General features: G+C 71.1%; 10 protein-coding genes. 6 read left to right on the top strand and 4 right to left on the bottom strand.

Annotation, left to right across the window (positions count from 1 at the left end):
• Nucleotides 1–7 precede the first annotated feature (7 nt).
• The gene (gene cysC / locus LUM46_RS19525; protein ID WP_274996223.1) at nucleotides 8–1,288 is read right to left on the bottom strand and encodes an adenylyl-sulfate kinase; all 1,281 of its coding nucleotides are present in this window, start codon (nucleotides 1,286–1,288) and stop codon (nucleotides 8–10) included.
• A complete protein-coding gene (locus tag LUM46_RS19520) occupies nucleotides 1,285–2,316 on the bottom strand; it encodes a sulfite exporter TauE/SafE family protein (RefSeq protein WP_274996222.1) in 1,032 nt (343 codons plus the stop codon). Before LUM46_RS19520 ends, cysC begins: the two co-directional genes overlap by 4 nt.
• 255 nt (nucleotides 2,317–2,571) lie before the next feature.
• On the opposite strand from LUM46_RS19520, the gene LUM46_RS19515 reads away from it, so the two are divergent.
• From LUM46_RS19515 to LUM46_RS19500, 4 genes are all read left to right on the top strand, one after another.
• Complete coding sequence (locus LUM46_RS19515; protein ID WP_274996219.1) at nucleotides 2,572–3,453, top strand: 3'(2'),5'-bisphosphate nucleotidase CysQ; 882 nt, start codon at nucleotides 2,572–2,574, stop codon at nucleotides 3,451–3,453.
• A complete protein-coding gene (cysD, locus tag LUM46_RS19510) occupies nucleotides 3,450–4,352 on the top strand; it encodes a sulfate adenylyltransferase subunit CysD (protein WP_274996218.1) in 903 nt (300 codons plus the stop codon). Before LUM46_RS19515 ends, cysD begins: the two co-directional genes overlap by 4 nt.
• Nucleotides 4,352–5,683, top strand: a complete 1,332-nt coding sequence (gene cysN / locus LUM46_RS19505; protein ID WP_274996217.1) for a sulfate adenylyltransferase subunit CysN — start codon at nucleotides 4,352–4,354, stop codon at nucleotides 5,681–5,683. The genes cysD and cysN overlap by 1 nt, the downstream gene beginning before the upstream one ends.
• Before the next feature lie 194 nt (nucleotides 5,684–5,877).
• Nucleotides 5,878–8,067: an acyltransferase family protein gene (locus LUM46_RS19500; protein WP_274996216.1), complete on the top strand. Its 2,190-nt coding sequence runs from the start codon at nucleotides 5,878–5,880 to the stop codon at nucleotides 8,065–8,067.
• A 62-nt stretch (nucleotides 8,068–8,129) separates the two neighbouring features.
• Here LUM46_RS19500 and LUM46_RS19495 read toward each other — a convergent pair whose 3' ends face one another.
• The gene (locus LUM46_RS19495) at nucleotides 8,130–9,629 is read right to left on the bottom strand and encodes a S8 family peptidase (RefSeq protein ID WP_274996215.1); all 1,500 of its coding nucleotides are present in this window, start codon (nucleotides 9,627–9,629) and stop codon (nucleotides 8,130–8,132) included.
• 194 nt (nucleotides 9,630–9,823) lie between these two features.
• Here LUM46_RS19495 and LUM46_RS19490 point away from each other — a divergent pair, with 194 nt between their 5' ends.
• On the top strand, nucleotides 9,824–11,917 hold the full coding sequence (locus LUM46_RS19490; protein ID WP_274996213.1) for an acyltransferase family protein: 2,094 nt from the start codon (nucleotides 9,824–9,826) through the stop codon (nucleotides 11,915–11,917).
• A gap of 60 nt (nucleotides 11,918–11,977) precedes the next feature.
• The gene (locus tag LUM46_RS19485) at nucleotides 11,978–13,279 is read left to right on the top strand and encodes a CHAP domain-containing protein (protein ID WP_274996212.1); all 1,302 of its coding nucleotides are present in this window, start codon (nucleotides 11,978–11,980) and stop codon (nucleotides 13,277–13,279) included.
• Here the strand turns inward: LUM46_RS19485 and LUM46_RS19480 are convergent.
• Complete coding sequence (locus LUM46_RS19480) at nucleotides 13,258–14,241, bottom strand: acyltransferase family protein (protein WP_274996211.1); 984 nt, start codon at nucleotides 14,239–14,241, stop codon at nucleotides 13,258–13,260. The two genes, LUM46_RS19485 and LUM46_RS19480, sit on opposite strands and share 22 nt — an antisense overlap.
• Nucleotides 14,242–14,248 lie beyond the last annotated feature (7 nt).

The following is a 14,248-nucleotide window of genomic DNA, read 5'->3' as shown; positions in this document are numbered from 1 at the left end:
CGCGGGCTCAGGTCCGGCTCGGCGGACCGGCGAGCAGGGTCATCAGGTGCCGGCGGACCGTCTCCACGGCGTCCGGGACCGGGACGTCGGAGGTGTCGATGACCAGCTCTGCGTCGTCGGGCTCCTCGTAGGGCGAGGAGATGCCGGTGAACTCGGCGATCTCACCGGCCCTCGCCCGGGCGTAGAAACCCTTGCGGTCCCGGGCCTCGCACACCGCCAGGGGAGTGCTGACGTGTACCAGCACGAAGTGCGCGCCGGCGTCCTCGGCCAGGGCCCGTACGCCCGCCCGGCCCGCCGCGAACGGTGCGATCGGTGCGGCGACGGCGATGCCGCCGTGCTTGGCCACGAGCGCCGCCACATACCCGATGCGCTGCACGTTGATCTCGCGGGAGTCGCGGTCGAACCCGAGCCCTTTCGACAGGTGCTGCCGCACCTCGTCGCCGTCGAGCAGCGTGGTCTCCAGGCCGTCGTCGTCCAGCTCGGCGGCCAGGGCTCGCGCCACGGTCGACTTGCCCGAGCCGGACAGACCCGTGAAGAACACGACCGCGCCCCGGCGCCGGGCACCGCTCGCGGCGCGGTTCACCTCGGCCGCGGAGGCGGGCGGGTACAACGCTCGCACCGCCTCCTCCCGCACGCGGGGGAGGGCTGCCACACCCTCTGCGGTCGCCGGTGAGCGGTGGGCCACGAGCATCTCGACGCGCCCGGCGCCGTAGGCAGCAGCCGTCTCGTCGAGCGTGGCTCCGCCGCGTCCGGACCACGGCACGACGGCAGTGGTCACCTGCGCGCCGGCATCCTCCGCCACGGTGGCGGCCAGGCTTCGAGCAGCTCGCACCAGACCAGGGGCGCCCACGGCGCCGGGCTCGGGAGCACGGCGCGCGACCGGCACGAGCACCAGCACGGCGCCGGCGCCGGCGGCCAGCGCTACCGCGACCTCGACCTCCTCGCGGGTCGGGACCTCGGTGACCAGCAGCCCCATCGCACCCTGGCCGTCCCCGGGTGCGTCCCGGAGGGCCGCCCGTACCTCACGGGCCGGGCGGCGGACGGCGGCGTCCCACTGGGGACCGATCGCCGTCGCCATCGGCTTGAGCGGCTCGAGAACCACCGAACGGTCGCCGGTCCGGGCCGTGAGGCGGGCCAGCGGGGTGTTCTCGGCGTCGGTCAGGACGACGTCCGCCGGAGCGTCCGGCAGAGCAGCGGCCAGTGCGGACGCCGGGAGCGCGTCGCCCAGGGCCAGCTCGAGGACGTCGAGCTCGTCGTCGGACAGGACGTGGGAGGGAGCGTCGGTCATCGGTGCGGGCTCGATTCTGCCGGGTCGCCGGCCGGGTCGTCTGGGGTGGGGCGTGGGGTGCCGTCGGTGGGCTTCCCCGGTACGAGGTCGGTCGGGTCCGGGTCCGGGTCCGAGTCCGGGGTCGTGTCCGTGGGCGGGGCGGGCACCGCGAACCGGCGCTTGACCCACAGCCACACGAGGTTCCCGACGACCAGTGCGGCACCGGCGGCCCCGAGGACGACGGGCAGGCTCGCACCGAGCAGCTTGAGCCCGGACGCGAGCAGCAGGATGGCCAGCGCACGTCGGATGATGCCGCCCGGCGCCCGCGACGACACGTGCGCGCCGAACCAGGCGCCCGGGATCGCCCCGATGAGCAAGGACGCCGTCAGGCCGAGCGAGAAGTCGCCGTAGAGGAGGTGGCCCAGCGAGGCGGCCGCGACGAGCGGCACCGCCTGGACCAGGTCGGTGCCCACGAGCTGGGACGCTTTCAGCGCGGGGTAGAGCAGCAGGAGCACGACGATGACGATCGAGCCGGCGCCGACCGACGTCATGCCGACCAGGAGCCCGGCCACGGCGCCGAGGATCGCGGTGGGCACGGGACGCACCACGAGCTCCGGGGCGGACGGCCGGGTGGGCCCCTCGCCGAGCGCCGAGCGGTTGCGGACCATCTGCAGCACGGCGCGGACCACGAGACCACAGGACGCCAGGAGGAGCGCCACGCCGAGCACCATCTTGATCGCGGTGTCCAGGGAGTCGCCGAACGGCAGCACCTGGATGAGCAGGGCGCCCGAGAACGCGGCGGGCACCGACCCCACGCAGAGCCACAGCACGAGCCTGAGGTTCACCGTCCTGCGCCGCAGGTGCACTATCGCGCCGGCCGGCTTCATGAACAGGCTCGCGACGACGTCGCTGGAGACCGCCACCAGGGGGTCCACACGGAAGACGAAGATGAGCATGGGGGTCATGAGCGCGCCGCCGCCCATACCGGTCAGGCCCACGATGAAGCCGACGAGGAGGCCGCCCACGATCAGTGCCGGATCGACGCTCATGGGTGACCTCCCGGGTGCTCGCGGTCGCCACGGGACCTTATTCCGACAATTTCGGTCGGTTTTATGTCCATGGGTGTTCCCGGATCGTGGATCAGCATGGCGCTGACCCCCTGGCGGTGGATCGCATGGACGAATGGTAGCCTCGGCGCGTTCGCCGGAGACTACTCGGCTGCCGCCTGGGACGGGTCGTACTCCAGTCCCGGGCAGAGCGCCGGGAGACCGATCGACCTGAAGATTCCGCAGACCTGGAGATCGATGAACGCGCCCTCCCCCACGCTTCCTCAGGCGTCGCTCGACGACGACGCCCTCGCCCACGCACTGGCCTCGGGAGCGGCAGAGGTGCTCGTGGCGCTCCGTGCCGAGGTCGATGCCGCAGGAGGTTCCTTCGTCGCCGCGGAGCTCAAGGACGCGGGGGACGCCGCGGCTCAGGCCTGGCTGGCGGCGGCACTGGCCGCCGCCCGCCCCGGTGACGCCGTGCTCTCGGAGGAGGCCTCGGACGACGAGTCCCGTACGCGTGCCGACAGGGTGTGGATCATCGACCCGCTCGACGGCACCCGTGAGTTCGCCGAGCGGTACGCCGAGGGTCCGCAGGCGGGTCGGTGGCGGGACGACTTCGCCGTGCACGTTGCGCTCTGGGAGCGCGGCAAGGAGCTCACCGTCGGAGCGGTCGCCCTGCCGGCCCGCACCGAGGTCCTGACCACGGCGCACGGCGTCGTGCCGGACGACGAGAGCGAGGCCGTCCTGTCCGGGAGCCGACCGCTGCGCATCGCGGCGAGCCGGAGCCGCCCGCCGGAGTTCGTCGCGGCCCTGGCGGAGCGCGGCGACGTCGAGCTCGTGCCGATGGGCTCCGCGGGCGTCAAGGTGATGGCTGTCGTCGACGGTACAGTGGACGCTTACGTCCACGGGGGCGGTCAGTACGAGTGGGACTCCGCCGCCCCTGTTGCCGTTGCCCGGTCCAGGGGCCTCGTCTGCACCCGCCTCGACGGATCCGGGCTCGAGTACAACCGGGAGAGCCCGTGGCTCCCTGACCTGTTCGTATGCCCCCCGGCACTGGCTCAGCGCCTGCGCGAGCTGCTCGACACCGTCGGTGTCGCGTCCGTGGTCGGGGCAGATAGCAAGGTAGGTGCCAAGGAGTGAAGAGTCACGTTCTGACCCAGCTGCGCAGCCTGGAGGCCGAGAGCGTCCACATCATGCGCGAGGTCGTGGCCGAGATGGAGCGGCCGTGCCTGCTGTTCTCCGGCGGCAAGGACTCCATCGTGATGCTGCACCTCGCGGTGAAGGCGTTCGCGCCCGCGCGCGTGCCGTTCCCGATCATGCACGTCGACACGGGACTGAACTTCCAGACCGTGCTCGACTGCCGTGACCGGTGGGTGGAGCGGACAGGTGTGCAGCTGGTCGTGGCCTCCGTCCAGGAGGCGATCGACCGCGGCCTGGTGCAGGAGGAGCCCAACGGCTCCCGCAACCGTATCCAGACGCCGGTGCTGCTGGAGGCCGCCGAGAAGCACGGTTTCGATGCGCTGTTCGGCGGTGGCCGTCGCGACGAGGAGAAGGCCCGCGCCAAGGAACGCGTGTTCTCCTTCCGCGACGACTTCGGCCAGTGGGACCCGAAGAACCAGCGCCCGGAGATCTGGAACCTGTACAACGGGCGTGTCCACCAGGGCGAGTCCATCCGGGTGTTCCCGCTGTCCAACTGGACCGAGCTGGACATCTGGGCGTACATCGAGGCCGAGAACATCGACCTGCCGGACCTCTACCTCGCCAAGGACCGCGAGGTGGTGGAGCGCAGCGGCATGCTCTACGAGGTCAACGAGTTCACCCCGCTCAAGGACGGCGAGACCGCCCAGGTGCTGTCCACGCGCTACCGCACCGTCGGCGACGCGAACCTCACCGCGTGCGTCGAGTCGAAGGCGGCGACGCTCATCGACGTGGTCGAGGAGGTCGCGGCCGTTCGGCTGACCGAGCGTGGTGCCACGCGCGGCGACGACAAGGTCAGCGAGGCCGCCATGGAGGACCGCAAGAAGGAAGGCTACTTCTGATGACTGTTCTTACCGAGGGCGCGGGCGAGGCCGGTCCGGCCTCCGAGACGCACGCCGAGATCGTCAGCGGTGACCTCCTGCGGTTCGCGACGGCCGGCTCGGTCGACGACGGCAAGTCCACCTTGATCGGACGACTGCTGTTCGACAGCAAGTCGATCTTCGCCGACCAGCTCGAGTCGGTCGAGCAGGTCAGCAAGGACCGCGGTAACGACTACGCGGACCTGTCGCTCCTGACCGACGGCCTGCGGGCCGAGCGCGAGCAGGGCATCACCATCGACGTGGCGTACCGCTACTTCGCGACGCCCAAGCGCAAGTTCATCATCGCGGACACGCCGGGCCATACGCAGTACACGCGGAACATGGTCACGGGAGCGTCGACGGCCGACGTGGCGCTGATCCTCATCGACGCGCGCAAGGGTGTCGTCGAGCAGTCGCGTCGGCACACGTTCCTCGCCACGTTGCTGGGCGTGCCGCACGTGGTGGTCTGCGTGAACAAGATGGACCTCGTCGACTACGACGAGCAGGTCTTCGAGAAGATCCGTGCCGAGTTCACGGAGTTCGCCTCCCGCCTGCGCGTGCCCGACCTGACCTTCATCCCGGTGTCCGCCCTGGCGGGCGACAACGTGGTGACGCGGTCCGAGAACATGGAGTGGTTCGACGGCTCGCCGCTGCTCAGCCACCTCGAGCGTCTCCACGTCGCGTCCGACCGTAACCTGGTCGACGTGCGGTTCCCGGTCCAGTACGTGATCCGGCCGCAGCAGAACGACGCGCGCGACTACCGCGGCTACGCGGGCACCGTCGCCTCCGGCGTCATGAAGCCGGGCGACCGCGTGCTCGCCCTGCCTGCCGGCCTGGAGACGACCATCGAGTCGATCGACACGGCCGACGGTCCGGTCGACGAGGCGTACCCGCCCATGTCGGTGACCGTGCGCCTGGCCGACGAGATCGACATCTCGCGGGGTGACATGATCTGCCGCCCCAACAACGCCCCGACGGTCACCCAGGACATCGACGCGCAGATCTGCTGGATGGACGAGTCGGCGTCGCTGGTGCAGGGCAAGAAGTACGCGATCAAGCACACCACCCGGTGGGCGCGAGCGCTGGTCAAGAACATCAACTACCGCGTCGACGTGAACACGCTGCACCGGGACGAGGACGCGACCGAGATCAAGCTGAACGAGATGGCCCGGATCCGCCTGCGTGTGACCCAGCCGCTCTTCGTGGACGCCTATCAGACCAACCGGCAGACGGGTGCGTTCATCCTCGTGGACGAGGCGACCAACAAGACGGTCGCCGCCGGCATGATCGGTGGAGCCGCTCACCAGTACTGAGCCGGCATCGACCGTGACCGGTACGTGACCGGTCCGTATACCGCTTCCTGATACGCTGCGCAACACAGGAGGGCCGCCGACCCGCCGTCGGCGGCCCTCCTCTGCTGCAGAATCGGTGCCTGGCCGGGGGCTGCCGTCGCGGGTGATTCCGAGGATGTGTGCCCGGGCTCGCACGCTCACCCGGAGGTTGACCAGTGACCGTTGTCGCGACTTCGCCGACGCGTTCCGTCGGGCCGGCGGACGCGGGTACGGCGACGGGCGGGCGGTCCGGACCGGGTGGCGGACGGCCGGCCAAGGCGCGCCACGCCGCCGGTCGCCCCGGCGCCGCGCACATCCCCGAGCTGCACGGCCTGCGCGGCCTCGCGCTCGCTCTCGTGGTGGCGTTCCACCTGTTCGGCAACGGGCGGGTGTCCGGTGGCGTCGACGTGTTCCTGGTGCTGTCCGGGTTCCTGGCGACAGGGTCCCTGCTGCGCCGCGCCGAGCGCCGCGAGCTGCGGCTGGCGGACCACTACGGGCGCACGTTCTCCCGCCTGGTTCCCCCGGCGCTCCTGGTGCTCGTCGCCACGGCCGCACTGGCCTGGTGGGTCATGCCGCGCGGAATCTGGCCGCAGACCGGTCGCGAGATCTTCGCGTCGGCGCTCTACTTCGTGAACTGGGAGATGATCTCCGGCCAGCTCGCCTACGGTGCGGCCGGTCCGCAGACCAGCCCGCTGCAGCACTTCTGGTCGATGTCCGTGCAGGGGCAGTTCTTCCTGGCCTGGCCCCTCGTGGTGCTGGTGGTGGCCGCCCTGGCGCGCCTGGTGCGGATCAGGGCGCACGGCCTGCTCCTCGTGGTGGTCACCGGCGCCACTGCGGCGTCGTTCGTCTTCGCTCAGAACCTGCACGTCGTGGACCAGCCGGTCGCGTACTTCCACTCCTGGGCCCGGTTCTGGGAGCTGGGCATCGGCGGGTTGCTGGCCCTGATGCTGCCGTGGCTGCGGCTCCCGGCGTTCCTGCGCCCCGTGCTGGGGTGGGCGGGCCTCGGGCTGGTCGTGTCCAGCGGCTTCGTGCTCGACGGCGGCGCGCTGTTCCCGGGTCGGTGGGCACTGTGGCCGGTGCTGGGAGCGCTGCTCGTGCTGCTCGGCTCCGGCGGGCGTGCGGCCTGGGGTCCGCGCGGGCTGCTCCAGGTGGCGCCGCTCCGGTTCGTCGCCGACATCTCCTACGCGCTGTACCTGTGGCACTGGCCGCTGCTCATCGCCTACCTGCACCACACGGGCCAGGACCGGGTCGACTGGTTCGGCGCCGCGGCGATCCTGGCGGTGTCGGTGGTGCTGTCCTGGCTCACCACCAAGCTCGTGGCGGACCCGGCGCAACGGTTCCGTGCGGCCTGGGGTGGAGTGCGCGCGCTCGTGGCCGCCGTCGCCTGCGTGTCGCTCGTGGCGAGCGGCGCCGTGGTCGCCGAGACCCTGCTCGAGCGGCAGAACGCCCAGCTGCTCGCGGAGGCGGAGGCCGTGGCGGAGGAGGCTGGGCCCGCTCAGTACCCGGGAGCTCTCGCGCTCAGCCCTGCCTACCGCGAGCCGGTCCCGCACGGCGTCGCCGTCCAGCCCGCGCCCGCGGTCGCCGCCCTGGACCTGCCTGACGTCGACAGCGAGGACTGCATCCAGGACAACGTGCGCACCGCCGGGTCGGACGCGGCCCTGAGCTGCTCGGTGACGGACGGACCCGAGCCGGACCACACGGTGGTCATGGTGGGCGACTCGCACATCATCCAGTGGGCGCCCGCGCTGGCCGAGGTGGGGCGGCGGGAGAACTGGCAGGTCCAGCTGATGGCTCGTCGTGGGTGTCGTCTGGCGGCACCCGTCGGGCCGGTGGACACCACCGACATGTGCTGGTCGTGGCGGGTCAACGCGCTCGAGGCGCTCGAGACGATGCGGCCCGACGCGGTAGTGGTGGTCGGTAGCCGCACCTCGCCCTCCGCCCCCGGCGACAAGGTCATCCCGGCGGAGTCACGGGCCTGGCGCCGGCTCGCCGCCGCGGGGATCCGCGTGGTGACGATCCGGGACAACCCACGGTTCGACTTCGACGTCCCGACCTGCATGGAGGCGGATCCCGACGGGATCGGTTGTGCGCGGCCCCGGGCGGACGTCTACTCGCCGACGAACCCGGTCGTGACCACCGAAGGTGTGCCGGAGACGGCGGTGCACCTCGACCTCACGCGCTTCATCTGCGGAGAGCGGTCATGCGCCGGGCGGGTCGGGAACGTGCTGGTCTACCGCGACGACAACCACATGACCGCCACCTACGCGGCGACCCTGACCCGCCCGCTGCACCACGCGCTGCGGGCCAGGGCGCCGTGGCTGTTCGTGGACCCGATGGACCGCCCGCCGGTGCGCATGCGCTACTGACGGGACCGCGCCGGCCGGGCTCGTCGGGACCACGGTCCCGACGAGCCCGGCCGACGGAGCGGTCAGCGGTTCACGGCGTCCAGGGCGTCGGCGATGCCGTCACCGTAGAAGCTGTTCTCCTCGAGCCCGCCCACGCAGGCCGGCCCACGCGTCGTCGTGGTGCACTCGTGGTCGTCGGCCTGGGCACGGACCGCGGCCTCCAGCTGCGCGGGGCTCCAGCGCGGGTGCGCCGACTTCATGAGCGCCAGGACGCCCGCGACGTGCGGGGATGCCATCGACGTGCCGCTCTTGAGGTCCCAGGTGCCGTCGAGCTCCGTGGACAGGATCGCGCTGCCCGGGGCGGAGACGTCGATCTTGCCGAGGCCCCGGTTCGAGAACGCGCTCAGGTCCGTGGTCTGGGTCAACGACGACACCGTCACGACGCCGTCCAGCTCCGCGGGGATGTCCTCGCAGCCGGAGTTGATCACCCGGTCCACGGCCGTCGAGTCGTTGGGGCTCGACGCGTCGGTGGTGTTGTTGGCCAGGTCGGTGGCGGCGTTGCCCGCCGCCGCCGCGTGCACCACGCCCCGCTTGGTCGAGAAGTCCACCGCGCGGCGCACGGCCTCCTTCGCGGCGGCCTGGTCGGGCTGGTCCTCGCACCAGTACATGAACGGGTCGATGTAGTACGAGTTGTTCGTGACGTCCATGCGGTGCATGCCCGCCCAGATGAAGCCGCACACCGCGTACTCCGGGTAGATGAACCCGTCGTCGTTCACCACCTTGACCGAGGCCATCGTGACGCCGGGCGCCACACCCACGATGCCGACGCCGTTCTGCGCCGCGGCGATCGTGCCCGCGACGTGTGTGCCGTGGTCCGAGGTGGTCGGCAGCCAGCCGGTCGCCGACCTGTCCGGCCTACCGGCGTCGGCGCAGTTCACCGACTGGTCGGCGTCGACCTGGGACGCCAGGTCCGGGTGCGACGCGTCGATCCCGGAGTCCAGCACACCGACGACGACGTCGGAGGAGCCGGGGTTGATCTCCAGGGCCTGGTCGGCCTTGATCATCTCCATGTCCCACTGCGTGGCCTCGCCCGGGTCGGGGACGGCGGTGGTGCCGGCCGGCTCGTCGACGGTCCAGCCGGTGGTGTCCTTCGTGGCCTTGCCCTTGACGGCGCGGTCCTTCTTGACGCCCGCGGCCTTGTCCGCACCGGGTGTGCCCTCCGTGGGGGAGACGGTGCGGGTGGCACCGACCGACTCGACGACGCCCGCGCGGTCGGCGACGAGCACCTCCTCACGGAACGAGCCGTTGGCGGAGTGCGCCACGATCACGCCGATCTGCGGCCAGGCCTGGACCGTGACGCCGTCGGCGCGCTGGATGGCCTTGACCGCGAGGACGGTGTCACGGACACCGGCACGCTCCGTGTTGACGACGTAGGAGAACAGTGCCCCGTCCGGAGTCACGATGGGGACCGGCGTCGACTCCGGCTCGTCGGCCGCGTTTCCGGCAACGCTGCCGAGCGCGGTCAGTGCGAGTGCCGTCGCTGTGGCGACGGCGAGTGCTCGCCGGGAATGGGAGATGCGCATGGTTCACTCTCCTGTGCGTGAAGATGAGCCCCCGTGCGGGGCCCGTAGGGCAACCTACGCGTCCTGACGGAGATTGCCATCACATCTGCACAGAAGAGAAGACCGCGACATCCGAATTTTTTACCCTCTCGTCCCCATGGGACAGTAGGGCGTTCTTACCCCCGAGACGAAGAGTGCGACACGCCATGTCGGCAATGACGACCGCACCCGCCGCCACATCAGGCCGGGCGACCGAAGGTTCTGCTCGTCCCCGCAAGTTCCGCCCGGAGGTCCAGGCGCTGCGCGCTCTCGCGGTGCTGCTGGTGCTCGTCTACCACATCGACCCGGACGTCCTGCCCGGCGGGTACATCGGTGTGGACGTCTTCTTCGTGATCTCCGGTTTCCTCATCACCGGGCACCTGTGGCGCGAGGCGTCCACGACAGGCACGGTCGACCTCAAGCGGTTCTGGGCGGCTCGTGCGCGCCGGATCCTGCCGGCCTCCCTCGCCACCACCGTGGGCGTGATCGCGATCGCCCTGGTCCTTCTGCCGCCGTCGCTCGTGGAGTCGTGGTGGAAGCAGGCGCTCGCCTCGGTGCTCTACGTGGAGAACTGGGCGCTCGCCGCGGAGTCCGTCGACTACCAGGCCGCCAGCAACAACCCCACGGCGTTCCAGCACTTCTGGTCCCTGGGGGTCGAGGAACAGTTCTACCTGGTCTGGCCGTTGCTCGTCCTGCTCGCGGCGGGGCTCTGGACCGGCGCCCGCGGCGTCGTCCGGGCCAAGAACCCTGCCGCGCTCCGGCGCATCCTGCTGGCGGTCTTCGGCCTCGTCGCCGTCGCCTCCTTCGCCTGGGGTGTCCAGCAGTCGTCGGGTGCCGACCCGGTGGCGTACTACTCGACACTGACGCGGGTCTGGGAGCTCGCTGCCGGCGGCATCCTGGCGCTCCTGATACGGGACACACGGCGGTTCGCACCCTTGCGCAACACCCTCGTCGTGTTCGGTGTCGCGGCGATCGTCATCGCGGCCTGCCTGTACGACGACAGCACGCCGTTCCCTGGCGTCGCAGCGCTCGCGCCGACGTTGGGCGCGTGCGCCGTGATCGCTGCCGGCCGGACCTCCGGGCCCGGTTCGCTGCGCTCGGTCACCGAGTCGTGGGCGGCGCAGCGCCTCGGTGACATCTCGTACTCGCTGTACCTGTGGCACTTCCCGGTGATCGTCTTCTTCGGGATCTACGCGGGGCGGGACCCGCGGTTCACGGACGTCATGGTGCTCCTCATCGCCTCGTTCGCCCTGGCGATCGCGAGCTACACGCTGATCGAGCAGCCGGTCCGCACCGCCCGCTGGTTCAAGGCCGACGTGCGCATGCTGGTGGCGGCTCTGGTGGCGATGGTGCTGGTCGCCGGCCTCGCGATGACCCTGCCGTGGCGTGTCCAGGGCACCATCGAGCAGTGGGACAGCAATGCGCTGGCCGCCGCGAGCGAGGCGGACGAGTCGATCCCGGAGGGGATCGCGCGGGACTTCGCACCGTTCGTCGACGGGAGCACCGCGATCTCGCCGAACCCGATCAAGGCCGCGGAGGACAAGACTCCGGAGATCAAGGCCTGTCAGGCGGGGCAGCGGGCCACCGTGACGTCCATGTGCGAGTTCGGCGAGACGGAGAACCCGAAGGCGACCGTCGCCGTCGTGGGCGACTCGCACGCCGCCATGTTCTCCGAGCCGATCATCACGATCGCCACGGAGCGCGACTGGCGGGTGGTCACCTACCTGCACTCGGCGTGCCCGTTCAGCGCGGGTCCGCGCAGCGGTGACACCCCCGAGGTCGAGGCCTGTGCGACCGCGAACGCCGGGACGCGCGCCGAGCTCCTCGAGCTGGCACCCCACCTTGTGATCACGACCTACCAGGAGTCCTACACCCTGGCGCCTCGTGGTGGCGAGAAGCACGCGGGTGCCGAAGGGCTCGCCGAGGTGTGGAACGAGCTCGCCGACCTGGGCTCGCAGGTCGTCGTGCTGCGGGACACCCCGCACGCGCGTGAGGACATCATCGAGTGCGTCACCGAGAACTACGCGGATCCCACCCTGTGCGACCAGCCGCGGGAGGACGCCTTCCGCGGACGTGCCACCGTCCCGGCGGCGCTCGAGCTGGCACCACGCGTCAAGAGCGCCTCGTTCGAGGACCATTTCTGTGACGAGACGTCGTGCCCGGCCGTGATCGGGAACGTGCTGGTCTACCGCGACCCGAACCACGTGACCCGTACCTACATGACCCAGCTCACCGACCGGCTACGCGAGGTGCTGCCGGCGTCGTTCTGACCATCGGGTGCCGGATCTGCTCACCCGGCGCGCCGCGACAGGTGGACGTAGCCTGCCATCATGCGGCGGTTCCCGACGCAGCAGCCCGGCACTGCGACCGGCCGGGCCCGCACCAGTGGTCGGAAGACCTGCCGCTGGCTGAGCGGTCTGCTCGCAGCCACTCTTCTGCTACCGGCCGGTGGAGTCGCCGCGGCGTCCCCGGCCACGGGCCTCGGCACCGCCGACCGCGTCGAGGTCACGGTCCCGGCCCGGGTCGCCACAGCGGCGAGGACGAGCCGTCTCACCGGTGGCGTGCAGGAGCGTCAGCTGCGCAAGGGTGAGACCTTCTGGCTGTACGGACAGCTGACCGTGGGCGGATCACCGGCGTCGGGCCGTGCCGTCGTCGCGCAGAAGAAGCGGCTGAACGAGTCCGCGTGGCGGACGGTCGGCAGCGACACCACCAACAGCTCCGGGCGGTACCGGATACGGATCCGCGCGGGTGCCGTGTACCAGTACCGGGCCATCTACCGGGGATCGTCCACCGCGCAGGCGTCGTGGACGCCGCGGATCGGCGTGGGGCTCACGACGGCGGACCGGACCATGACGTCCCGCGCCCGGCAGATGGGTGTGGCACTCGGGCGGCCGACGTCGGGGACACGGCAGGTGACGCGCTCCGTCGTCTCTCGCTCGTACGAGCACGGGATCCTGGTGAAGGTGAACCGCTCCGGGCGGGTACGGACGTGGTGGGTGCACGGCGGGATCCTCCGCGAGTACCGCGAGCGCCGCGGCGCCCAGGGCGCCCTGGGCGCCCCGTTGATGGATCCGTCGTGCGGCCTGGCTCGTGGCGGATGCGTGCAGCGTTTCGAGGGCGGCGTGCTGTACACGAACGCCGACGGTGACGAGGCGTCGACCGGCCTGACGGGTGTCCGGGGCGAGGTGGTGGCGGCCGCGCGTTCCCAGGTGGGTTACACGGTGCGGCACACCCCTGGCAACGGCGCCCGCTACGACTGGCACAGCAAGTACAACGCGTGGGCGCGCACGAACGCACCGTGGTGCGGGCTGTTCCAGTCGTGGTTCTTCAAGGCGTCGGGTCACCGGACGCTCGTACCGCAGTCGACCACGTGGACGGCGTACCGGGACACCGTCCGGCGCACACGGCCGACGGGCTCGACGCCGCGCCCGGGAGCGCTGGCGTTCGTCTCGTACGTCGCGTCGGGCGAGGCGTCGCACGTGATGTTCGTGGTCCAGGTCGACGGCTCGCGGATCAAGGTGATCCACGGCAACACCTGGGGCGGTGGCACGCTCCCGGCGGGCAGACGCGGTGTGGTGGAGCAGTGGGTCCCGGAGTCGCAGGTGCTGTACTACGCGTATCCGGCGTACTGACGCCGTCGCGCACCGACCCGTTCCAGGACGCCCGCCACCAGGCAGCTCGCGACGAGGAGCGCCACGGTGACGGCCACGCCGAGCAGCAGCGAGCGCGCCCAGCCCACCTCGGGAGTGTGCAGGGCGTCGGTGACGAACGGGTGCAGCAGGTACACGTAGAGCGAGTGCCGGCCCACGGTGCGCAGCCCGTCACCGATCAGGGGGAGGGGAGCGCGTAGTGCGTCGCGGAGCGCGGGTACGCACAGCGACGCACCCAGGGACAGCAGGGTGAACGCGACGACGCTCCGCCAGGGTCCGGCCGCGTCGGACGTGTAGACCCAGCTCCGGGCGACCAGCCCCACCACGACGAGGGGCGCGAGCCACCAGAGGCCGATGCGCGGGAACCATCGGTTGCGCACCGCCACGCCGAGCAGCACCCACAGGAAGTACCCCGCGTACCGGGCATCGACGTTCTCCAGGACGACTGTCGGCACGAGGTCCTTGAGCGGCGTCTGGAACAGGAGCGCGCCGGCGACCGCGGCCCCACCGAGCGCCACCCGTGCCGCGGGCGAGCTGGTGAGCGGCCGGCCGAGCAGCCGCAGCAGGAGCACGCTCAGGAACAGCATGGGCACGTACCAGAGGTGGAAGTCCGGGCGCAGCAGCAGCACCTCGAGGAAGGTCTGCACGTCGGCGAACGCGTCCGGCTTCTGCAGCGCGAGCCAGAGCACGCTGACCACGAGCCAGGCGGCGAGCATGCGCTTCCAGTAGTGGCGCAGCAGGTCGCCCCAGGGCCGGCTGTCGAACCGCGCCATCGAGATCATGTACCCGGACAGGAACAGGAACATCGGCATGTGGAAGCCGTAGATCATCCACTTGGTCCACGAGTCGCCGACGCCCTGCCAGAACGTGTGCCCGAAGACGACCAGTACCAAGAGGATGCCCTTGAGCTGGTCCGGGCCAGGATCGTGGAGTGCGTTGCGCATCGCGGCA

The sequence above is a fragment of the Promicromonospora iranensis genome (assembly GCF_028994805.1).
Classification (GTDB): Bacteria; Actinomycetota; Actinomycetes; order Actinomycetales; family Cellulomonadaceae; genus Promicromonospora; species Promicromonospora iranensis.
The sequence above is the reverse complement of the archived record's forward strand: the minus strand, read 5'-3'. Positions and strand labels throughout refer to the sequence as shown.